Source organism: Bradyrhizobium semiaridum (genome assembly GCF_020329505.1).
Lineage (GTDB): Bacteria > Pseudomonadota > Alphaproteobacteria > Rhizobiales > Xanthobacteraceae > Bradyrhizobium > Bradyrhizobium semiaridum.
This window is the reverse complement of sequence record NZ_JAGKJJ010000011.1, coordinates 54071-71573: the sequence shown is the minus strand read 5'-3', so window position 1 is coordinate 71573 and position 17503 is coordinate 54071. Positions and strand designations below refer to the sequence as shown.

Annotated in this window: 23 protein-coding genes and 1 pseudogene; 13 read left to right on the top strand and 11 right to left on the bottom strand. The window is 65.2% G+C overall.

Going from position 1 to position 17503, the window contains the following annotated elements; translation table 11 throughout:
• A pseudogene (locus J6500_RS32215) lies at window positions 1-302 on the top strand (immunity 53 family protein).
• Window positions 303-537: 235 nt separating this feature from the next.
• Here J6500_RS32215 and J6500_RS15425 read toward each other — a convergent pair.
• Both J6500_RS15425 and J6500_RS15420 read right to left on the bottom strand, forming a co-directional pair.
• The gene (locus J6500_RS15425; protein ID WP_225713631.1) at window positions 538-1323 is read right to left on the bottom strand and encodes an enoyl-CoA hydratase/isomerase family protein; all 786 of its coding nucleotides are present in this window, start codon (window positions 1321-1323) and stop codon (window positions 538-540) included.
• Window positions 1324-1334: 11 nt separating this feature from the next.
• Entirely contained in the window at window positions 1335-2447 is a 1113-nt protein-coding gene (locus J6500_RS15420) for a cyclic nucleotide-gated ion channel (RefSeq protein ID WP_225713551.1), read from the bottom strand.
• A 307-nt stretch (window positions 2448-2754) separates the two neighbouring features.
• On the opposite strand from J6500_RS15420, the gene J6500_RS15415 reads away from it, so the two are divergent.
• On the top strand, window positions 2755-3426 hold the full coding sequence (locus J6500_RS15415; RefSeq protein ID WP_225713550.1) for a Crp/Fnr family transcriptional regulator: 672 nt from the start codon (window positions 2755-2757) through the stop codon (window positions 3424-3426).
• A gap of 7 nt (window positions 3427-3433) precedes the next feature.
• A complete protein-coding gene (locus tag J6500_RS15410; RefSeq protein WP_225713549.1) occupies window positions 3434-4330 on the top strand; it encodes a DUF6537 domain-containing protein in 897 nt (298 codons plus the stop codon).
• 31 nt (window positions 4331-4361) lie between these two features.
• Here the strand turns inward: J6500_RS15410 and J6500_RS15405 are convergent, their stop codons facing one another.
• Genes J6500_RS15405 through J6500_RS15395 form a run of 3 tightly spaced genes read right to left on the bottom strand, consistent with a single transcriptional unit; the run spans window position 4362 to window position 5077 of the window.
• On the bottom strand, window positions 4362-4583 hold the full coding sequence (locus J6500_RS15405; RefSeq protein ID WP_225713548.1) for a cytochrome c oxidase subunit II: 222 nt from the start codon (window positions 4581-4583) through the stop codon (window positions 4362-4364).
• 51 nt (window positions 4584-4634) lie between these two features.
• Entirely contained in the window at window positions 4635-4850 is a 216-nt protein-coding gene (locus J6500_RS15400) for a hypothetical protein (RefSeq protein ID WP_225713547.1), read from the bottom strand.
• 35 nt (window positions 4851-4885) lie between these two features.
• Window positions 4886-5077: a hypothetical protein gene (locus J6500_RS15395; RefSeq protein WP_225713546.1), complete on the bottom strand. Its 192-nt coding sequence runs from the start codon at window positions 5075-5077 to the stop codon at window positions 4886-4888.
• A 246-nt stretch (window positions 5078-5323) separates the two neighbouring features.
• Here J6500_RS15395 and J6500_RS15390 point away from each other — a divergent pair, with 246 nt between their 5' ends.
• The 4 genes from J6500_RS15390 to J6500_RS15375 all read left to right on the top strand — a co-directional run bounded on the left by J6500_RS15390 (window position 5324) and on the right by J6500_RS15375 (window position 7783).
• A complete protein-coding gene (locus tag J6500_RS15390) occupies window positions 5324-5530 on the top strand; it encodes a hypothetical protein (RefSeq protein ID WP_225713545.1) in 207 nt (68 codons plus the stop codon).
• Window positions 5531-5602: 72 nt separating this feature from the next.
• Window positions 5603-5965 (top strand): PRC-barrel domain-containing protein, encoded by a 363-nt coding sequence (locus J6500_RS15385; protein ID WP_225713544.1) that lies wholly within the window; start codon window positions 5603-5605, stop codon window positions 5963-5965.
• 156 nt (window positions 5966-6121) lie between these two features.
• The gene (locus J6500_RS15380) at window positions 6122-6883 is read left to right on the top strand and encodes a Crp/Fnr family transcriptional regulator (protein ID WP_225713630.1); all 762 of its coding nucleotides are present in this window, start codon (window positions 6122-6124) and stop codon (window positions 6881-6883) included.
• Window positions 6884-7084: 201 nt separating this feature from the next.
• Window positions 7085-7783: an ABC transporter permease gene (locus J6500_RS15375; protein ID WP_225713543.1), complete on the top strand. Its 699-nt coding sequence runs from the start codon at window positions 7085-7087 to the stop codon at window positions 7781-7783.
• Here J6500_RS15375 and J6500_RS15370 read toward each other — a convergent pair.
• Window positions 7739-8569 carry an ABC transporter substrate-binding protein gene (locus J6500_RS15370; protein WP_225713542.1) on the bottom strand — a complete coding sequence of 277 codons (831 nt, stop codon included), beginning with the start codon at window positions 8567-8569 and terminating at the stop codon, window positions 7739-7741. The genes J6500_RS15375 and J6500_RS15370 overlap by 45 nt on opposite strands.
• Before the next feature lie 255 nt (window positions 8570-8824).
• Here J6500_RS15370 and chrA point away from each other — a divergent pair, with 255 nt between their 5' ends.
• Complete coding sequence (gene chrA / locus J6500_RS15365) at window positions 8825-10030, top strand: chromate efflux transporter (RefSeq protein WP_225713629.1); 1206 nt, start codon at window positions 8825-8827, stop codon at window positions 10028-10030.
• A gap of 118 nt (window positions 10031-10148) precedes the next feature.
• Here chrA and J6500_RS15360 read toward each other — a convergent pair whose 3' ends face one another.
• On the bottom strand, window positions 10149-11549 hold the full coding sequence (locus tag J6500_RS15360) for a TAXI family TRAP transporter solute-binding subunit (RefSeq protein WP_225713541.1): 1401 nt from the start codon (window positions 11547-11549) through the stop codon (window positions 10149-10151).
• Between the two features lie 414 nt (window positions 11550-11963).
• Here J6500_RS15360 and J6500_RS15355 point away from each other — a divergent pair, with 414 nt between their 5' ends.
• Together J6500_RS15355 and J6500_RS15350 are read left to right on the top strand one after the other, a co-directional pair.
• Window positions 11964-12317, top strand: a complete 354-nt coding sequence (locus tag J6500_RS15355) for a DUF3307 domain-containing protein (RefSeq protein ID WP_225713540.1) — start codon at window positions 11964-11966, stop codon at window positions 12315-12317.
• Window positions 12318-12688: 371 nt separating this feature from the next.
• Window positions 12689-13087 carry a hypothetical protein gene (locus tag J6500_RS15350; protein ID WP_225713539.1) on the top strand — a complete coding sequence of 133 codons (399 nt, stop codon included), beginning with the start codon at window positions 12689-12691 and terminating at the stop codon, window positions 13085-13087.
• A gap of 5 nt (window positions 13088-13092) precedes the next feature.
• On the opposite strand, the gene J6500_RS15345 is transcribed toward J6500_RS15350, so the two are convergent.
• Together J6500_RS15345 and J6500_RS15340 are read right to left on the bottom strand one after the other, a co-directional pair.
• Window positions 13093-13425, bottom strand: a complete 333-nt coding sequence (locus J6500_RS15345; protein WP_225713538.1) for a YkgJ family cysteine cluster protein — start codon at window positions 13423-13425, stop codon at window positions 13093-13095.
• Complete coding sequence (locus J6500_RS15340) at window positions 13425-14123, bottom strand: helix-turn-helix transcriptional regulator (protein ID WP_225713537.1); 699 nt, start codon at window positions 14121-14123, stop codon at window positions 13425-13427. The genes J6500_RS15345 and J6500_RS15340 overlap by 1 nt, the downstream gene beginning before the upstream one ends.
• A 158-nt stretch (window positions 14124-14281) precedes the next feature.
• Here J6500_RS15340 and J6500_RS15335 point away from each other — a divergent pair, with 158 nt between their 5' ends.
• Together J6500_RS15335 and J6500_RS15330 are read left to right on the top strand one after the other, a co-directional pair.
• Window positions 14282-14515: a hypothetical protein gene (locus J6500_RS15335; RefSeq protein ID WP_225713536.1), complete on the top strand. Its 234-nt coding sequence runs from the start codon at window positions 14282-14284 to the stop codon at window positions 14513-14515.
• A gap of 62 nt (window positions 14516-14577) precedes the next feature.
• The gene (locus J6500_RS15330; RefSeq protein WP_225713535.1) at window positions 14578-15309 is read left to right on the top strand and encodes a glutathione S-transferase family protein; all 732 of its coding nucleotides are present in this window, start codon (window positions 14578-14580) and stop codon (window positions 15307-15309) included.
• Here J6500_RS15330 and J6500_RS15325 read toward each other — a convergent pair.
• Window positions 15306-15941, bottom strand: a complete 636-nt coding sequence (locus J6500_RS15325; RefSeq protein ID WP_225713534.1) for a pyridoxamine 5'-phosphate oxidase family protein — start codon at window positions 15939-15941, stop codon at window positions 15306-15308. The two genes, J6500_RS15330 and J6500_RS15325, sit on opposite strands and share 4 nt — an antisense overlap.
• Before the next feature lie 119 nt (window positions 15942-16060).
• Between J6500_RS15325 and J6500_RS15320 the strand changes: the two genes are divergently transcribed.
• The gene (locus J6500_RS15320; RefSeq protein WP_225713533.1) at window positions 16061-16954 is read left to right on the top strand and encodes a LysR family transcriptional regulator; all 894 of its coding nucleotides are present in this window, start codon (window positions 16061-16063) and stop codon (window positions 16952-16954) included.
• Here the strand turns inward: J6500_RS15320 and J6500_RS15315 are convergent.
• A complete protein-coding gene (locus J6500_RS15315) occupies window positions 16951-17394 on the bottom strand; it encodes a PaaI family thioesterase (protein WP_225713532.1) in 444 nt (147 codons plus the stop codon). The two genes, J6500_RS15320 and J6500_RS15315, sit on opposite strands and share 4 nt — an antisense overlap.
• Window positions 17395-17503: the final 109 nt, after the last annotated feature.

The following is a 17503-nucleotide window of genomic DNA, read 5'->3' as shown; positions in this document are numbered from 1 at the left end:
ATGGATGTCATTTCAAGTCTTTGTGCATGGTATGCGCGCCAATGCACGAATGAGTGGCACGAGGACCGTGGTGTCAAGATTGACACGCTGGACAATCCAGGATGGTCGTTGAAGATCGACCTAAGAGGAACGGTCATTCAAGAGAAGTTATTCCAAGAGGTTCGATAGAAAGGTCGGGCCGGGATTGGATCGTCGCTCGCAGGAACCATGAAATCTTCGAGGCGTTCGGCGGGCCAATGAATCTTGGCGAAATGATTGAGATCTTCCTCGTCTGGGCTGATTGGACGCCGCAGACAGCCTAGAACGATGTGGGCGGAGGCCATGCCATTGCGCGTGCGGCGCGGTGGACTGCTTCGCTCGCAATGACGGGAAGACACGCTCAATCCCGTCATCCTGAGGTGCGAGCGCTTGCGAGCCTCGAAGGATGCACGGCCACCAGCCGGGCCGCTTCATCCTTCGGGGCTCGCCGAAGAGACTCGCACGGCGAAGCATTTGCGCGGGGATGACGGGGATAGCGAGTGGCGCTTGTACGCCCAGTTAAAACCGCGGCGCGCGCTTCTCCGCGAATGCCTTGATGCCTTCCTTGATCTCGTCGCCGCGCATGCTCTCGCGGTGGCGGGCGTCGGCGGCGGCTTCGTCGAGTTCGCCGCGGGCGAATTCGTTGATGGCGCGCTTCATCCCGGCCATTGCCTTCGGCGCATTGCCGGCCAGGATCGCGGCCAGCTTGTCGACCTCCTCGTCGAGCAGTTCCAGCGGCACCATCGCGGTGAGATAGCCGATCCGCAGCATCTCCGGCGCCGAGATCTTCTGTGCGGTCAGGAACAGCATTTTGGCATTGTCGACGCCGAGCCGCGTCACGTAGCGCTGGATGCCGCTGCGGTAGTAATGCAGCCCGAGCCGGGCCGCTGGCATGAACATCTCTGACGTGTCGACCCCGATGCGGAAATCGCAGGCCAGCGCGAGATCGGTCGAGCCGCCATAGACGCCGCCATTGAGCCGGCAGATCGTCGGTACGGACAAATTCTCGAGCCGGTTGACCACGACCTCGAACGCCGAGCCTGCGCTCTCCTGCTCGTTCGCGCTCACCGCGCGCTCAGCCACCGAGTTGAGGTCGTAGCCGGCCGAGAACGCGCGGCCGGTGCCGGTCAGCACCAGCACGCGGATCGCCGGATCGGCCTCGATCCGCTCGAACAGCTGCACCAGCTCGCCGAGATCCTCGGCCTGCAGGCGGTTGAGGTGCTTGGGCCGGTTGAGGCGGATGGTGGCGCGGGCGCCATCAATTTCGAGCACGGGTCCGCTGGCGGTGTCGGCCGCATCGGCCATCTTGGTCTCCTTCACTGATTCTCGCGTTCGCGCCGCCTCGCCTCGGCGTCGATGGTCTCGGCGAGCTCGGGATGCCGTGCCATCAACAGGCGGAAATCGACGAGGTCAAGCACCAGCAGCCGCGTCACCTTGGTGGTCGAGACGCTGGCGCCGCGCTTGGTGTTGCCGAGCAGCGCCATCTCGCCGAAGAACGAGCCTTCGCCGAGCGGCACCTTGCGGCCGGGCAGGTCGACCTCGACCTCGCCGGCGGCGACGAAATACATGCAGTCGCCGTTGGTGTCCTTGCGGATGATCATGGTGCGCGGCGGCAGGTCCATGGTGCGCAGCATCTGGGTGACGTCGGCGATCGCGGCCGGGCCGAGATGGGCGAAGAATGGCACCTTGCTGACGGTTTCCCAGGTCCTCAGGAAATTGTCGCGCCGGGTCTCGGCGGCAAAGCCGGTGGCCAGGATGCCGGTCCACAGCCCGAACACGCCGAGGCCCGAGATCATCACCATCGCCGCCACCACCCGGCCGAGCGGGGTGATCGGCACCACGTCGCCATAGCCGGTGGTGGTCAGCGTCACCACCGCCCACCATAGCGCCGCCGGCACGCTGCCGAAGGTCTGCGGCTGCACGTCGCGCTCCAGGTAATATTCCGCGACCGAGGCCAGGAACACGACCATCAGGAAGATCACGAGCACGCTGACCAGCGGGCCGGATTCCACCACCAGCACGCGCCGCAGCTGGCGCAGGCCGGGAATTCCCGGCACCACCTTGAGCACCCAGAGCACGCCGAGCAGCCACGCCGTCTTCGGCTCGATGCCGCAGAGGAGGGCGACCGGCACCGCCAGCGCGCCGATCGCATCCACCACCCCGGCGCTGGACAGCGCGTAGAACCAGAACTTGCCCTGCCGCCCCATGTGGCGGAGGCGCACCAGCCATTCGAATACGAAATAGATCAGGCAGCCCCACAGCAGCGCGTCGACCCAGCGCGCCGCTGCGTCGTAGGCTGGCGCGATCGTCAACAGCGCCATCGTGGCGACGCCGAGCACGACCGCGAAGTAAGCCGCCGTGGTCATGTTGCGGCCGGCGGTGGCCGAAACGAAACGCTCCAAAGCCGGAATGACGAGCCGCTTGGACATTGCCTGCCGAAGAATGCCTGAACCGCTCTGCGAGACGCTGAGGCGTTGCCGATAACCTGTATGCCGACCCAACCTGCCTGCCTTGGCCGGAGCCGTCAACGCGGGCGCGCACTGGCGGGCAGGCGCCATCGGTTGGACGAATGGCTGAGCCATCCTGGCTCGATTTTGCCCCTCACAAGTGTGAGAATCCGGACAAATCGTCGCTTTTTCTCCGTATATCGGGGATGCGGTGCTCCGATGCGACCTCGGCCGCACTGCAGCGACTAATGAGCGACTGTTTCAGTTCTCGAGAATTGGTTGGTTTCCGATGGATACCTCACACCTCGCGCAGCACGCCGGAGCGGCCGGCAGCCTCTTCGCATCGATCTTCGTGGTCGCCACGCTGTCGATGCGCACCATGATCCCGCTGCGCGTCTTCGCCATCCTGACCAACATCATCCTGATCGCGACCGCGATCCCGACACATAATTACGCGGTGCTTATCCTGCATGCTGTGCTGCTGCCTGTGAACACCTACCGCCTGCACCAGATGCTGCAGCTGGTCCGCAGCGTGAAGAAATCGGTCAACAGCGACCTGTCGATGGACTGGCTCCGGCCGTTCACGACGGAGCAGAAATACAACGCGGGCGATGTGCTGTTCTACAAGGACGAGAAGGCCGACAGCATGTTCTACATCGTCAGCGGCCGCTACCGCCTGGTCGAATCGGGCATCGAGCTGCCGGTCGGCGCCCTCGTTGGCGAATTCGGCATGCTGTCGCCAACGAATACGCGGACCCAGACGCTGGAATGCATCGAGTCCGGCACCGTGCTGTCGGTGACCTACGACCAGGTCGAGCAGCTCTATGTGCAGAATCCGGCGTTCGGGTTCTACTTCCTGCGGCTCGCCAGCGCCCGCCTGTTCGAGAACATCTCGACACTGGAGCAGCGGCTGGCGCAGCATACGGCGCCGCCGGTCGCCGCGGAGCCGAAGCCCGCATGAGCCGGCCATGACGAGTTCTGGAGAGACCGCAGTGCCGGACGACGATGGCCTTCTGGGTTCGCTTCGTTACCTGTTCGCCGACATCATCGGCGACGAGGACGAGGGGCCGCCGGTGCTGCCTGACGCCTGCCCGGCGCATCTCGGACCCGCGGTCCGCGATGCGATCCATCTGATGATCGAATATCAGAGCACGAAGTACGCCCAGCTCTATGTCGACCGGCTGAGGCGCTTCGTCGGCCGCCGCGGCGTCGACGATGCCATGCTGGCCGACATCGCGCGGCTGATGGCCGAGCGCATGGCCTATGAGGATCCGATCCGCCTGGCGCAGGTCAAGCTCGCTGAGGTCAGCGCGACTGGTCTTGCGGCGCGCTCCGCCGACGATGTCAAGCAATTCCGCCTCGACGAGCTGATCGACGCCCTGCCGGCCGTGATCGCCGATCCGATTCTCGGCCTGCTCGATTGGTTCGGCTGGCGGCGGCGCCGGGTGTCGATCCGCTTTTCCGCCAACAGCCGGTTCAGCGTGCGTCGCCTGCGGATCGAGGCGGGGCTGAAGCGCTGGCGGCTGTTCTCGAACCGCTATGCCAAGGAGCGCGTCTGGGTCGAGCGCTGGCTGCACATGATCGATCGCAGCCTGACCAAGCAGCCGGCCGCGGCCTCGGCGGTCATCCACACCGCGACCATGATCCGTGGCTACGGCGAGCCGTACCGCCAGGGCATTGCGGACTGGCACGCGATCATCGACGGGCTGGCCAAGCCGACCTTCGACGGCGTGCTGGCGCTGCCTGATCTCGCCGGCGCCATCGCCGAGGCGCGCGCTGCCGCCATGCCCGATCCGCGCCAGGCCGCACTGAAGCGCAAGATCGCGGAGATTCGCGCCCGGGTGCCGGTTACGCCGGCGCGCTGAATTAAAGTCGAATAGATTCGCCTGGCAGCATCTACCGCTCGATATGCGGCGGTTCGTCGTAGCCATGGCGGCTCGAGTAGAACAGCAATCCCATGAGGCCGACGCCGACGACGACCATCAGCGCGATGCCGATCATGAACAGGATGAGGCCAGAGGTCGGTACCGGTGCGTCGGGCACGGTCAGGCCCTGATAGACATAGGCTCCGACGGCGATCAAAAGGACCAGCAGGCCGATGCTGATTGCAATGCGCATGGGTTGCCGCCTCTGCTGATGGCCGAGAGCGGCAGGCGCGGGGTGCGGTGGTTATCCTGCCGCGGCGGGGACCTTGGCCAGCGCTTGGTACCCGGCGTCGGTCAGTTCGGTGAGTGTCGTCCGGCCGCTCTTGGCGCATTTGATGATGTACCGGGCAACGCGTCGGCGGGTGGCATGTTCCTCGCCATGCGGCGTTGCCCGGCAAACCCGGTCGAGCGCCATGTTCATGATGGCAAGCGTACGCGAGTCGAACCTTTCCTCGATCATCGCAGCTTCTCCCTCTGTATGCCCATTCGCGTGCGTTACTTGCGCGGCACCAGCCATTCGCTGACCTCCATCACCGCCTCGGTCTGCCTGGCCTTCTTCATCAAGGCTTCGCGTTCCCGTCCCGGCGGCATGCCGCGTGCTGCAACGCGGGCATTTTCGGCGAATTTCTGCAGGCGATCTTCGAACGATCCGGCGGGCCGTGTCCTGTTGCGCTTCTTCTTGGTCATTCAGCCTCCAGCTTGGAACGCAAAATTCTAGGCAAGTTCCACAGTGTGCGTCGTTAACCCATGACATTCACCGCATCGAAATTCGGATGCCGAAATGCTGGAACGATCTCCATCGCTATGCGTAGGCCAGTTGCGTTCGCTGCTTTGCTCCCCGAGAGCAGTGGACCACTCCGGTGACGGGCCTCGGCGCGTTTTCGGCGCCGGGGCCCGCATGACCTTGGGGATCATGGTTTCGAGGAGCTTCCAATGAAACACTCCAACCAGGGCATCGTCAGGGACGAGAAGGGGCAGGAGCAGCCTGTCGACAAAAAGCGAGCGCAGACCGCTCAGAAGACCGGTCCCGGAACGTCACCCTCGCGCGAGGCGACGCGCGATCCGAAGCTGAGCGATGGCGACAAGACGCCGGGTTCGGGCATGGCGCCCGACGACGAGGCCGAAGCCCCGACCGGCTGAACGAGCCAAATGCCGCAGGAACGAAGACCTGCATCGGCTGTTGCCGGTGTGAGTGGCTGAACGGAGGCGTGCATGAACGGCGACGAGCGGGAAATCGGCAATCTCATCGGCAGCGACAAGGTCGAAGGCACCGCTGTCTATGGCGCGGGCGAGCAGAAGATCGGTTCGATCGAGCGCGTGATGATCGACAAGAAGAGCGGGCGCGTGTCCTACGCCGTGCTCGGCTTCGGCGGCTTTCTCGGCCTCGGTAATGACCACTATCCGCTGCCCTGGCAGTCGCTGAAATACGACACGCGGCTCGGCGGTTACGTGACTGGCGTGACCGAGGACCAGCTGCGCGGCGCGCCGAGATATGGCAATGAGCGGGACTGGAATTGGGCCGACATCGGCACCACGCGCGCGGTCAACGACTATTACGGCGTGCCGTTCGTCTGAACCTAACACACGACGTTGCGCGGCGATGGTATCGATCCATCCGATTTGGTCGGCGTGTGTACACTTGTGAACACCCGCCGATATCTGTGCAATGTAACATACGTTATTGAAACCGGCCCGATGGTGACCCGATGTACATGCCGGGAGACCATGTCGTTGGCATCGCTGGTTCGGAAATTGGAGCAATTCGTCCGGCTGTCGGCCGCCGATCATGCCATCCTCAATCGAGCCTCATCCGAGCGCGTCCGCCGCTTTGGTCCGCGGGTTGATATCGTGCGCGAAGGCGAGAAGCCGACGGACGTGCACCTGATTCTGTCTGGCTGGGCCTGCCGCTACAAGCAGCTCGAGGACGGCCGCCGGCAGGTGGTGTCGTTCTTCCTGCCCGGCGACATCTGCGACAGCAACGTCTTCATCCTGCGCGAAATGGATCACTCGATCGGCACCATCACGGCGGTTTCGACTGCCGATCTCTCCCGGGATTTCTTCGAGGAGGTCGCCGCAAATCACTCGCGCATCGCCACCGCGCTGTGGTGGGACACTCTGGTCAACGCCGCTATCCAGCGCGAGTGGACGATGAATCTCGGCCAGCGCACGGCGCTGGAGCGCACAGCGCACCTGCTCTGCGAGATCTGGCTCCGCCTGCGGCTCGCCGGGCTGACCAGCGGCAACAGCTGCGAGTTTCCGCTGACCCAGGCCGATCTCGCCGACGCCACCGGCCTGTCCAAGGTCCACCTCAATCGCACGTTGCAGGAGCTGCGTGCTGCTGGGCTCATCGTGCTCAAGGGCAGGACCCTTGCCGTCCCCGATCTCGACCGCCTGATGCGGGCAGGGCTGTTCAACCCGAACTATCTGCACATGGATCACGAGGGGCGGCAGCTCGACGCCAGGACCGTCGACGCCGCGGCCGGATGCGGCTGAAGGCCGCCGCAGGGGGCCGTGCGGCGTCTGGCCGGCAGCCGGGTGCCTTGACCTTCCACACCTGATCTACGCTATGGTTCCGCAACCGGCCGCGCGACCTGCTCGCCTGGCCGCTGCTGCCCGCCAAACCCCGCAGGTCCCGGTCCAAATGAAGCGCATCTACGGCCTCATCCCCCTCGCCGCCAGAGCCATCTGCGGGGGATGAACGACTTCGTACGATCCGCCGGGGCGGCGCTGTCGCTGATCGGCCGGGCCGATTCAGAGCTGCTCGGCATCGTCGCGCTGTCGCTGCGCGTCAGCCTGACGGCGAGCATTCTTGCCTTGCTGATCGGCGCACCGATCGGCGCTTGGCTCGCCATCGCCCGGTTTCGCGGCCGCCACGTCATCATCGTGCTGACCAACGCGCTGCTCGGCCTTCCTCCCGTCGTGGTCGGACTTGCGCTCTATCTCATGCTGTCGCGGTCCGGGCTGTTCGGGTCGGCCGGCTTGCTGTTCACGCCGACCGCGATGGTGATGGCCCAGACGCTGCTCGCGACGCCGATCGTGGTCGCACTGGTGCATCGGCCATCGTCGCTGCTGTGGACGGAGTATGGCGATCTCGCACGGACCGACGGCCTGTCGGTCCCGCGCAGCATCGCGCTGCTGTTCGCGCTGGGGCGAGCCTCGCTACTGACCGCCTTCCTCGCCGCCTTTGGCCGTGCCATCGCCGAGGTCGGCGCCATCATCGTCGTCGGCGGCAATATCAGCGGCTACACGCGGACCATGACGACAGCGATTGCGCTCGAGACCAGCAAGGGCGATCTGCCGCTGGCGCTCGGGCTCGGACTGATCCTGCTGGCGCTGAGCGTCGCGGTTTCAACCGTCGCGTTTCTGCTCGTGGGCCGCGTTGGGGAAAAATAGCTGCTCACCGCCGACCTTGTAGCCCGCAATGGCCTGTTGCCCCGCCGCGGAGATCAGCCAATCGATGAAGGCCTGGCCGTCCTGGACCTTGACCGTCGGATGCTTCGCCGGATTGACCAGCATCACGCCATACTGGTTGAACAGCCGCTTGTCGCCTTCGGTCAGAATCGCGAGATCGCCGCGGTTCTTGAACGACAGCCAGGTGCCGCGATCGGACAGCACATAGGCGTTGGTCGATGAGGCCATGTTGAGCGCCGGCCCCATGCCCTGGCCGATCTCGCGATACCAGTCGCCCTTCGCAGCCGACAGGTCGATGCCCGCATCCTGCCAGAGACGCAACTCGGCCTGGTGCGTTCCGGAGCGGTCGCCGCGCGAGATGAAGGGTGCTTGGGCCGCGGCGATCTTGCGCAGCGCGTCGGTGACATCCTTGCCGCCGGCGATGTGCGCCGGATCGGCCTTCGGTCCGACGATCACGAAATCGTTGTACATGACGTCGAAGCGCTTCACGCCTTGCCCCTCGGACATGAACCTGTCCTCGGCCGGCTTGTCGTGCACGAACACCACATCGGCATCGCCGCGCCGCCCGATATCGAGGGCCTGGCCGGTGCCGACGGCGACGACCTTGACGCCGATGCCTGTCGCCTTGGTGAACTGCGGCAGCAGATGGCCGAACAACCCGGACTGCTCCGTCGACGTCGTCGAAGCGACCGTGATCGTTCGCTCCTGCGCGCTTGCGGCCGAGCACCAGGCCAGCATGCCCACCAGGGCAATGAAGAGTTTTCGCATGTTGCTTCCTTCCCGGACCTCATTGCCATCGTAGCGCCCGGCGGACGGGCGTGAAATCCCGTCCGACCCCGCGTGTTATGCGCTCTGTCGTCGCGTGGCGATGCGCCGGGCCTAGGTCGGCCGATGGTCCCAACGATTATTGAAATATGGATCGATGATCAATTCGGTTTCGGAGCGCGTCGAAGCGGTTTCATATCTTCTGCGATATGATAGATGCCGAGACCAGTGTTCGCAGGACATCTCAACGGCAACACCATGACGGCTGACAAGCGACCGGAGGGTACGGCGGCCGAGGTTTTCGCGGCGTTCCTGAAACTGGGGCTCACCTCGTTCGGCGGGCCGATCGCCCATATCGGATACTTCCGGCATGAGTTCGTCGAGCGCCGCAAATGGCTCGACGAGCAGGCCTATGCCGACCTTGTGGCGCTTTGCCAATTCCTGCCCGGCCCGGCCAGCAGCCAGGTCGGCTTCTCGCTCGGCCTGATGCGCGCCGGCTATGGCGGCGCGCTGGCGGCGTGGACCGGCTTCACGCTGCCATCGGCCATCGTGCTGGTGCTGTTCGCCTATGGCGCCGGCGTCCTCGGCGGCCCGATCGGAACGGGTCTGGTGCACGGGCTCAAGCTCGTCGCGGTTGCGATCGTCGCGCAGGCGGTGTGGGGCATGGCGCGCACGTTGTGCCCGGACCGCACGCGCGCCTCGATCGCCGTCGTCGCGGCGCTGCTGATCCTGTTCAGTACCTCGTCGATCGCGCAGATTGGCGCCATTCTGCTCGGTGGCATCGCGGGGCTTGCGCTGTGCCGCAACGGTGAGGCCCATGCGGGTGGCCATCTCGCGATGCCGGTGTCGCGAATCGCCGGGCTGTCGGCGCTGGCAGCGTTTTCGTTGCTGCTGATTGGCCTTCCGGTTCTGGCGCGGCTCGCGCCGGATTCCGGCATTGCGCTGTTCGAGGCTTTCTATCGCTCCGGCGCGCTGGTGTTCGGCGGCGGCCATGTCGTGCTGCCGCTGCTGCGCGAGGCGGTGGTCGCTCCGGGCTGGGTCACCGACGATGCGTTTCTTAGCGGCTATGGCGCCGCGCAGGCCGTGCCCGGTCCGCTCTTCACCTTCGCGGCCTATCTCGGCACGGTGGTGAAAATCGCGCCGCATGGCATGGCTGGCGCGATCGTCGGCCTCGTCGGCATCTTCCTGCCCGGCATCCTGATCCTGCTGGCCGCGCTGCCGTTCTGGGACACGTTCCGCAAGCGGGCCGGTGCGCAGGCGATGATGCGCGGCGTCAACGCGGCGGTCGTCGGTATCCTCGGCGCGGCGCTGTATCATCCGGTGTGGACCAGCACGGTGCTCGGCCCACGCGACTTCGCCATCGCGCTGGTTGGGTTTGTCCTGCTCACGATCTGGCGCGCGCCACCGCTCGTCGTGGTCGCCTTCAGCGCGATTGCTGGAGTGTTGGCGGGGCTGGCGGGATGACGCTGCGCGATGTGGCGCACCGGTCGCACCGCAAATTCACTGTCGTCCCTGCTTTCGCAGGGACGACAGCGATGAAAGTGGCGGGACGGTCGCGCGGCCACCACAGCCGCGTCGTCGCTCACCCGCTCGCGGCCTTCACCACCACGACATTGTCGTCCTGCGCCGGCGGATGGCGCTTGAGATGGTCGCGGCGCAGCGCGATCTCGTCGCGGACCAGCTCGTAGCCGAGCTTGAACGTATCGAGCCCGTCACTGGAAACGCTGCCGTCGCGCAGGCCGACCACGGCGCGGCGCAGAATCGCCTCGAGCTCGTCCTGCAACTCGTCGAGATGTTCGGCGCAGGTGGCGTGCTCGACCCGCTCGCCGATGCCGAGGATCGCGCCGGCGAGCTCGCTCGCCCGCTTCGGCGCGACCCGGGTGATCTTGGTGTAGATCGCGGCGAAGATCGAGCCGATGATGCTGAGCGCGGCGGCGCCGAGATACATCATGTCGCTGTAGCGATCCATGAACGACTTGGTGTCGTCGTTGATGTATTCGGCGGCGCCGGGATGGGCGATGATGAAGGCGTCCTTGTCGGTCTCCGCCGGCTCGATCTTGGAGGCGAAGCCGTCGTTCAGCGCAAGTTCGGCCTTGTTCTCGTAGATGATGCGGGCGAGCTCGCTCGCCGTGGTGGCCGGCATCCGCGATTGCGCCACCAGCAGCCATTGCAGCCCGATGGTGTCGACATCGTCATCGGGAATCGCCGGCGAGGACGACAGCATGCCGGTCGAGACGGTCTCCTCCGAGATCGCCGGATATTTGCGGGCCAGCGCCTTGGCCGCATCGATCGCGCTCAGCGTGAAGCCGCCGCTGCGCCGCGCATACTGCTCGTAGGTCTTGTCCTTGACGATCCTGGAGGCGTGCTCGATCGCGATCACGGCGCCGAAGCCTGATGCGAACAGCCTGTCGAACGGCGTGTTCGGCGGCGCGGGCTGCACCCGCTGCGCCGCGTCCGGACTCTCCGACATCTCCAGCGCACTGCGCACGAAGGCGACGCTGTTGTCGCCGTCGCCGATCACCGCGATCTTCTTTTTCTTCAGCTCGGTGAGCGACTTTATCTTCTTGCCGCCGGGGCTCAGCACCAGCACCAGATCATGCTCGAGGATTGCAAGCGCGCGGGCGCGCGGCGGCACCTTGGCGTCGGTGCGCAGGATCGCGAGCTCGGCGGCGCGGCGCTCGAACTGGGCCAGTGCCCTCGTGTTGTCGGGGTTGGCGGCGATCTTGAGCCGCAGCCGCGAGGAATTGGTCTTGAGCACGGTCTCGAGCCTGGCGGCGAACTTCGCCTCCGGGCCTTTGGGGTCGCCGACCGCGAACACCAGCGTCTCCGAATTGCGCAGCCAGGTCCGGCCGCCCCACACGGTGGCGGCGGTCAGCAGCAGCGTCAGCAGCGTGAAGAGGATGATCTGCGCGCGGTTGCTCTTGGCGACCGTCGCACGCGCCGGCGGCGAGGCCGGCGGAGGCGTGGGGGCTTCAGCACTCATGGCTCGTCACCCGTCCGGGAATCCCGTATGCCACAGCCGAACCGGCGCGGCGCTGCCCGGAGCATTCGTAAATCACTATAAAAGAACGAAAATTTCGCGGCTTTCAGGACGATATACCTCCCTCGCCGGAATGCAAACCGCCGCCGGCCGTAACCTTAACCGGCGGCGGCCTGCGCTGCGATGCCGCATGACGTTCGCCACTATCGCGGTGGGGACACGTATGCTTATCGCAACGGCTACAGGTGCATTCGGCCGCCGGAGATGTCATAAATGAGACAAGCTTTGGCGTGCGACATCGTGCTGACGACGGCCTGACCCGGATTATCTGCGACCACATTCATCCCAGCGAAGGGCGTCAGCTTGTTGTTTCCCTCCCTGTCATCGTCGGTGTCGGTTGGTGCCCTGGTGGGATGGATGCTGCTTCTCACGACGAAGCACATCATCGCCGACTTCATGCTGCAGAACGCCTGGATGGCGATCGGCAAGGACCAGAAGAAGGGCTGGGCGCTGCCGCTGCTCGCGCACTGCCTCGTCCATCTCGCCGTCTCGCTGGTGCTGATCCTGTTGGTGGCGCCGCGGTTCTGGTACGTCGCCGTCGTCGACTTCGTCATCCACATCATCGTCGACCGCGCCAAGGGCATCTGCGCCTCGCATTTCGGCATCACGCTGGAGGCCGGCCATCCCTGGTTCTGGACCCTGATCGGGATCGACCAGGCGCTGCACCACCTCACCGGCTTCGCGCTGTCGATCTACATGGCCGCGAACTGAGCGTTTGCGGACGCGCCCCTACTGAAGGGCCGAACTATCTCCACCCGTCATTGCAAGCCAACGCGTCGGCGCAAAGCGCCGCCCGATGACAGGCCTCCGCGAAGCAATCCATCTGTCCGCATATTCGGATGGATGGATTGCTTCCGGCTTCGCCAAGGCTTCGGCGGACAAGTCGTCGCTTCGCTGCTCGCAATGACGGTCGGGAAAGTGCGTCATCCGCTCTCATAACCTGACATGCCGATCACTGACCGTCTGCCGCACGGATGTGATTCGCGCGCAACGGGCAAGAGCCTCCGGGATCGACTGGAGGCCGTGGTTAACCTTTCGTTATGGAATTGCGCTGCATCTTCCGGATCGAGGGGGATTTGCAAATGTTTTCAAGCCGCGACGCCTTCGAGAACGATGCCTGTCCGGTTGCCGACGATCTGCTCGGCCAGATGTACCGCGCCAATCCGAATGGCCTGTCGCTGCTGGTTGCGAATGTCGCGCCGGACGACCGGGCGCGGCTGGCGCTGTTCTGCTACAAGCGCAGCCACCTGCACGCGCTCGCACTTGCGATCGCGTCGAGCTGCACCGAGCGCGAGCTGATCAATTTCGGCGGCCGCGTCGGCTCGACGCTCTACGCATTGTCGCGTGAGCCGGCCCGCACGGTGTCCGCCTCGCATGGCGGCCGCAAGCCGATCACGCTGTCGACCAAGCCGCTCGCGACCTTCGCGCCGATCATCGATGAGTTCGACGACGAGGATGTCGAAGAGAAGGTGACGGTCTAGCCCGATCAGCCCGCTTGCGGTTGAATCACCGGCAGCCCATGCCGCCGCCTGGCTATCGCGCACTCCGCATCGCCCGGCATGCAGGTGCGGCAGACCTCTGGCCGCACCGCATAGATTTCGCAGCGCGTCGCTTCACCGACCTTGCCTGACAGCGCCGCGCAGCGGTCGCCGTCGCAGCGCATCCCGGATTGCCGAGGGTTGACGAACTCGGCTGGGATCAAATCGAGTTGGTCGTCGTCTTCGATGGTGAAGCGCGGCCAGTTTTCCGAATAGCTGCAGCAGGCGCCGCAGCACTGGCACGGGCTCTGGTCTACCGCGGCGATCTCGCTTCCTGCCATCACGTCACCTTCGGCGCTTCCCAGACGAGGCTGCGCCGCCAGCGCGCTCTCAGCAGGTCGCGCCGTTCAGGATATTTCTCGTCGTGATAGGTCGCGGTGACCACGCGGTCGGTGCGGAAGCTGCGGAAATCCTTGCGCAGTTCGCACCAGGCCGCGATCAGGCGCACCGCCTCGTGATAGCCAACCGCGATCGGCCAGATCGTGCGCTCGGAATCGCGGCCGTGCTCGTCGCGATAGTTCAGCGTGATCTTCTTGCCCTCGTGGATCTGGCTGCGCGTCTTCACCATGTCGATGCGGTCGGGCTCACGATTCCAGGCAGAGCGGGCGCGGCTCGCCGGCTCCAGCACGAACGGCCGCAGCCGGTCCGGCACTGTCTCGGCGATCTTGGCCATCAAATCTTCCGCCGCGCGCGCCAGCGCCGGGTCGGCATGGCCCACCACCCATTGCGCGCCGAGCACGCAGGCCTCGATCTCGTCAGGCGTCAGCATCAGCGGCGGCAAGTCAAATCCTTTTTCCAGGATGTAGCCCATGCCGGCCTCGCCGCGGATCGGCACCCGCTGCTCGATCAGGCTCGCGATGTCGCGATAGATCGTGCGCTTCGAGGTCTCGAGCTCGGCGGCAATGGCATCCGCAGTGAGGGGTTTTCGGGTGCGGCGGAGCACCTGGATGATCTGAAACAGCCGGTCGGCGCGTCTCATTTGAATTCTCTTACGTCTCTTGAATCGCTCACTCGGCAGGTCGCCCGATCTGGCGGCCCGCGGGCTTTTTCGGACCCCGCGGCGTTTGCTGCTGACAGCATGTTGGCAGCAGGCGGGGGCTATACCAGGACAACACCTCAACTGAAGGGAATTTGTCCATGACGAATCTTGATGAACTCGGTTTCGGGCAGGCGCGGGGTTTTGCTCTGGAACAGATTATCACGGTCTACTCCACCTCCGGCGACATGCGCTGGGCCCTGGTTGCGCTGCTCGCACAGTCGATCGCCGCGGCGTGGTCGTACGGGCGGGCGAGGCTGGTCAAGCGGGTCGGCGAGGCGGTTCGCCGCCTCGCTCCCGCCCGCAGCTTCGACAGTGAATGCCACTGCTGCTGACACCATGGTGGCAGCAGGGGGCGGCTAGTCTCGATTCACGACCAGGCAATCAGGAGCTTCATATGATTACGCTTTTTGGCTTCGGCACGGGGTTCGGCCTGCCCGAGATCAGCCCCTTCGTGACCAAGACGGAAGTCCAGCTCAAGATGGCCGGGCTCGATTATCGCAAGGAGAAGGCGATGCCGCCGGCCTCTCCGAAGGGCCAGCTGCCGTTCATCTCGGATGACGGCGAGACGATCGCCGATTCGACCTTCATCCGCGCCCATATCGAGGGCAAATACGGTTTCGATTTCGACGCGCCGCTGAGCTTGCAGGCACGCGCGCAGGCCTGGGCCTTCGAGCGCATGATCGAGCATCACGTCTACTGGGCGCTGGTCGGCGCTCGCTGGGTCGACGACACCAATTTCGCCAAGGGCCCGGCGCATTTCTTCGATGGCGCGCCCGATCACATGCGCGACAAGATGCGCGAGGATGCCCAGTTCCGCGTCGCCGAGAATTATCTGCTGAGCGGTCTCGGCCGTCACGCGCCCGATGAGGACGTCGACCTTGCGATGCGATCGCTGTTCGCGCTGTCGGTACAGCTCGGCGACAAGCCCTATCTGATGGGAAAGACGCCATGCGGCACCGACGCCACCGCGTTCGGCGCGCTCGCGGGAATCCTCACCCCGTTCTTCGATTCGCCGCTGCGCGCGCGGGTCGAGAAGTTCGACAATCTCACCGCCTATGTCGACCGGATGATGCTGCAATATTATCCGGAGTTCGCTTGGGCACCGTTGCAGCAGCAAGCGGCTTAACCCGCCGAAGCGGGGGCGGACTGGCCCTTCAATGCGGCCAACTCGGCCTCGAGTTCGGCGATGCGCGCATCGCGCGTCGCTAGCGCCGCGGCGACATCGGCGGCGTCGAACTTCTGCGGAATGTGCTGCGGGCAGTTGGTGTCCCACGCCTCGACCTTGAACAGGATCGCCTGCTCGGGCCGCGCGCGATAACCCTGCGGCATCAGGGAGCGTGTCAGCGCCAGATCATCCTCCACCACGCGCGCCTCGCCCCACAGCTTGACGCGGCGGCGGTGTGCGTAATCCATGACGAAGATGTAGGCCTTCGGGTTCTCCGACAGATTGCCTTGCGTGATGAACTGCCGGTTGCCGGCATAGTCGGCGAACGCGATCGTCGACTTGTCTAGGATCTTGATGAAGCCCGCCGGCCCGCCACGGTGCTGGATGTAGGGCTGGCCGTCGGCGGAGGCCGTGGCGAGATAGAAGCTGTTGGCGCTGGCGAGGAAGGCAGCAAGGTTCTCGTCGATCGCGGTGCGGAAGCCGCCGTGCGCCTCCATCTCGGCATAGCCGTCGCGCGAGCCTTTGCGGGTCTGGATCGCCTTCACGGCCGGGCTGAACGCGACATCGCTGGAAATGGCATGAACGTCTGACATCTGAGCCTCCCGTCACGGGCGCCACCACGGCCGTCCTTCGCTCCATAAAATGGACGTTTCCGGATTGTAATCAATCTGGGTGATTGACACTTCACTGTTGCCGATTATGCAATGACGCAATGGATCGTCTCGACGCCATGCAGGCCTTCGTCGCCGTGGCCGATTTGCGGGGCTTCGCCCCCGCGGCACGCAAGCTCGGCCTTTCACCGTCAGCCGTCACGCGGCTGATCGCGGCGCTGGAGGAGCGGCTCGGCGCGCGGCTGCTGCAGCGGACCACCCGCCAGGTGACGCTGACCGACGCCGGCTCGCGCTACCTCGAGAGGGCGCGCCGGATCCTCGCCGATGTCGAGGAGGCCGAGGACGCCATCGAGGGCGAGCGCACCCGGCCCGAGGGCCGGCTGGTGATCTCGGCGCCGTTCGGCTTCGGCCGGCTGCATGTCAGCCCGGTCGTGACCGCCTACCTGAAGCGCTATCCGGATGTCGGCGTCGACCTGCGCCTGTCGGATCGCCGGATCAATCTCGTCGAGGACGGCGTCGACCTCGCGGTCCGCATCGGCCATCTGCCGGATTCGACGCTGGTGGCGCGCCATGTCGGCCAGATGCGCCGGATCGTGGTGGCGTCGGCCGGCTACCTGAAGCGCCGCGGGGAGCCGAAGCGGCCCGCCGACCTCTTGGCCCACGACACGATCCAGTTCGGCGCCATGACCGCGGAGCCGGATTGGCGCTTCGTCGAGGACGGGCGCGAGGTCCGCGTCGGCCCTTCGCCGCGCTTCACCAGCAACAGCTCGGATGCCGCCATCCAGTATGCCGAGCAGGACGGCGGACTGACGCGGGTGATGGCCTATCAGGCCGCCGAATCGCTGAAGGCCGGGCGGCTGAAGATCGTGCTCGCGGAATTCGAGCAGCCGGCGGTGCCGATCCATGTCGTCTATCCGACGACGCGGCTGCTCTCCGCCAAGGTGCGCACCTTCATCGATCTCGTCACCGAGATCACCGACTGGCATTTCGGCTAGCCGACAGGTTCCTTCTTCGGCACCACGCGGAAGGTGCCGCTGGCGCGCGCGATGGTGACGTCGTCGGCCTTGATCAGGCACTGGGCGAAGCAGATCGTGCTGCCGGTCTTGATCACGTCGCTCTCGATCGCAAGCCATTGCCCGATATCGGCGGTGCCGACGAAATCGGCCGACAGCGAGATGGTCACGAATGTGGTCTTCCAGCCGGTTGCCTGCGCGCAGCTGTAGCCCATTGCGTTGTCGGCGAGCGCGGCGATCAGCCCGCCATGGATCAGCCCACGGCCGTTGGTGTGCGGCCGCGCCAGCCGCAGCCCGATAATCACGGCCTTGTCGGTCTTCTTGGCGTAAAGCGGCTCCCAGGGTTCGGTGAGCGGACTCTTGCGGAAATGCGGTTCGAAGCCGTCAGGAACGTCGGCGGCGACGGATGCATCGGTGGTCATGTGAGGCTCGCGTGTGGCGTTGCGTTGCCGCCATTGAACGCGATGTCGATGACGATTTCACCGCCTACAAAGTTTTAAACGTGATTCGCTGAGGTGTTTGAAAGCGCTA

Excerpts from the sequence above, each read along its gene's own strand:
- J6500_RS15425 (WP_225713631.1), bottom strand. The coding sequence starts at position 1,323 with ATGGCCGATGCGGCCGACACCGCCAGCGGACCCGTGCTCGAAATTGAT.
- J6500_RS15420 (WP_225713551.1), bottom strand. The coding sequence starts at position 2,447 with ATGTCCAAGCGGCTCGTCATTCCGGCTTTGGAGCGTTTCGTTTCGGCC.
- J6500_RS15415 (WP_225713550.1), top strand. The coding sequence starts at position 2,755 with ATGGATACCTCACACCTCGCGCAGCACGCCGGAGCGGCCGGCAGCCTC.
- J6500_RS15410 (WP_225713549.1), top strand. The coding sequence starts at position 3,434 with ATGACGAGTTCTGGAGAGACCGCAGTGCCGGACGACGATGGCCTTCTG.
- J6500_RS15405 (WP_225713548.1), bottom strand. The coding sequence starts at position 4,583 with ATGCGCATTGCAATCAGCATCGGCCTGCTGGTCCTTTTGATCGCCGTC.
- J6500_RS15400 (WP_225713547.1), bottom strand. The coding sequence starts at position 4,850 with ATGATCGAGGAAAGGTTCGACTCGCGTACGCTTGCCATCATGAACATG.
- J6500_RS15395 (WP_225713546.1), bottom strand. The coding sequence starts at position 5,077 with ATGACCAAGAAGAAGCGCAACAGGACACGGCCCGCCGGATCGTTCGAA.
- J6500_RS15390 (WP_225713545.1), top strand. The coding sequence starts at position 5,324 with ATGAAACACTCCAACCAGGGCATCGTCAGGGACGAGAAGGGGCAGGAG.
- J6500_RS15385 (WP_225713544.1), top strand. The coding sequence starts at position 5,603 with ATGAACGGCGACGAGCGGGAAATCGGCAATCTCATCGGCAGCGACAAG.
- J6500_RS15375 (WP_225713543.1), top strand. The coding sequence starts at position 7,085 with ATGAACGACTTCGTACGATCCGCCGGGGCGGCGCTGTCGCTGATCGGC.
- J6500_RS15370 (WP_225713542.1), bottom strand. The coding sequence starts at position 8,569 with ATGCGAAAACTCTTCATTGCCCTGGTGGGCATGCTGGCCTGGTGCTCG.
- chrA (WP_225713629.1), top strand. The coding sequence starts at position 8,825 with ATGACGGCTGACAAGCGACCGGAGGGTACGGCGGCCGAGGTTTTCGCG.
- J6500_RS15360 (WP_225713541.1), bottom strand. The coding sequence starts at position 11,549 with ATGAGTGCTGAAGCCCCCACGCCTCCGCCGGCCTCGCCGCCGGCGCGT.
- J6500_RS15355 (WP_225713540.1), top strand. The coding sequence starts at position 11,964 with ATGCTGCTTCTCACGACGAAGCACATCATCGCCGACTTCATGCTGCAG.
- J6500_RS15350 (WP_225713539.1), top strand. The coding sequence starts at position 12,689 with ATGTTTTCAAGCCGCGACGCCTTCGAGAACGATGCCTGTCCGGTTGCC.
- J6500_RS15345 (WP_225713538.1), bottom strand. The coding sequence starts at position 13,425 with ATGGCAGGAAGCGAGATCGCCGCGGTAGACCAGAGCCCGTGCCAGTGC.
- J6500_RS15340 (WP_225713537.1), bottom strand. The coding sequence starts at position 14,123 with ATGAGACGCGCCGACCGGCTGTTTCAGATCATCCAGGTGCTCCGCCGC.
- J6500_RS15335 (WP_225713536.1), top strand. The coding sequence starts at position 14,282 with ATGACGAATCTTGATGAACTCGGTTTCGGGCAGGCGCGGGGTTTTGCT.
- J6500_RS15330 (WP_225713535.1), top strand. The coding sequence starts at position 14,578 with ATGATTACGCTTTTTGGCTTCGGCACGGGGTTCGGCCTGCCCGAGATC.
- J6500_RS15325 (WP_225713534.1), bottom strand. The coding sequence starts at position 15,941 with ATGTCAGACGTTCATGCCATTTCCAGCGATGTCGCGTTCAGCCCGGCC.
- J6500_RS15320 (WP_225713533.1), top strand. The coding sequence starts at position 16,061 with ATGGATCGTCTCGACGCCATGCAGGCCTTCGTCGCCGTGGCCGATTTG.
- J6500_RS15315 (WP_225713532.1), bottom strand. The coding sequence starts at position 17,394 with ATGACCACCGATGCATCCGTCGCCGCCGACGTTCCTGACGGCTTCGAA.